Here is a 1579-nt window from a genome sequence, read left to right on the forward strand (position 1 = left end):
CGAGTTGATGGGCGGTAAAGACTGGCCAGTGGAAGAGGAACTGGGTGATGCCGAGGAGACTGAGCCAAATGCCGGCGGTGAGCAAGCTGAGCCAGATTAGTTGAGGAATTGAGAATTGAGAATTGAGAGTTGAGAATTGAAAATGCTTAAGACGAGAAAACAAGTCTACGGCGATAAAGTAAATTACGAACGGCTCCAGGAAATAGGCACGTAAGATTCCTAATGCAGCCCAGCGATCCTGGGCAATCAGGGTTGATATCAAGACTGCGGTCGTGATTATAACAACCGGCCAACGCAGCGATTGGTCTAATTTGAGGTTTAAGTCATGCACAGTCAACTTGGAAATCACCCAAGCCCCAGTGGTCAGCCAGACCAGGAGTTCAAGTAGTGTGGTCGGAAACTGACCGAAGTAACTCCACCGGACGACGTAAAGGGGTGAGAGTACAATAGTTAAGCAAAGCAAAAATAATGTGAGTTTAGTCATTGTGCAATCCGTAAGTAATCATCAGCCAGGCCAGGATCGGTGAGTAAAACAACGAATTCACAAACTGGGCGTGAACGATTACTGCGGTAAGAACTGCCCACAGCAAAGCTTTTTGTGGCTGCCGACTCTTGTTACCTAAATACCCTAGCCTCCCCAACATCCATAATAAACTTACCAGCGAGAAAATGCCCCCGGTCGCCCAGATAAAAAGAAATGACTTGTCCGCGCCAGCGCCGGCGTGGCCACTAGATTGATTGACCCCCCGCTGGTCGCGGAAGTAGCCGTAGTCGGCTTGGGCGTATCGGAAGGTGTTGTAACCGACCCCGAACCACGGATGGTCGCGGATGATCTCAAAAGTTCGTGAGTAATCGACCAACCGCAGTTGGGCGGTTTCGTCAATTTCGAGCGCACCCACAACCCGGTCGCGGACGCGCGGCACGACGGCAAACACAACCAACCCCAAAACGAGCATCGCGACCAGTAGGCGTTTGTCACAAAACCAACTAAAGACAGCTACAGCCAAGGCAAAGGCCAGATAAGTGCTGCGCGAGAAGGTGAGAACCAGCGCCAGGCCGATAACACCGAGCGCCGCGTACGTACTAAATCGAACTTGCGGCTTGTCCGACATACCTTCAGCGACATCGGACTGGTTAGAGTAAAGTCGAGCGAGAACGATCAGAAACCCGAAAACTAAGAACAATCCGGCGAAGTTGGGGTCGAAAAATGTTGAGAGTACGCGGTAGTAGTGCGGATCCCAGCCGTGCTGGACGTACTTGGAAAAATCGGGAAACAATACAAACTGGATCAGGCCGAGAACGGCGAACGCCACACCGACCCCAATCAACAACTTGTTGAAGTCGGTTTGAAGAAACTCCTGCTTGATGTCAAAGGCAATCTTGAACAAGCTCAAATACAGCACCAGTCGTATCCAGTAAAAAGACGCCACCATGAATCCGACCAGGTCAACCCAGTTGGCGGCCAGAAGCAGTGAAATCAGTGTTGTACTGGCGAGACCCAGGATCGCGAACCCGACACCATCAATGTGAAGCTGTTTCTTAATTGCCAAGCGCCAGATCAGCCAGGCGCCGACCAGGA

General features: G+C 51.3%; 2 protein-coding genes. Both read right to left on the reverse strand.

The genetic code is table 11. The features are described from left to right. On the reverse strand, positions 1-463 hold a 463-nt coding region (locus VGA08_04095), incomplete at its 3' end, for a hypothetical protein (GenBank protein HEX9679771.1). Between the two features lie 13 nt (positions 464-476). Continuing rightward, positions 477-1579 (reverse strand): O-antigen ligase family protein (locus tag VGA08_04100; GenBank protein HEX9679772.1); only part of this gene is annotated, 1103 nt, incomplete at its 5' end.

The sequence above is a fragment of the Candidatus Saccharimonadales bacterium genome, from assembly GCA_036397795.1.
In the GTDB taxonomy this organism is placed as follows: Bacteria; Patescibacteriota; Saccharimonadia; order Saccharimonadales; family DASWIF01; genus DASWIF01.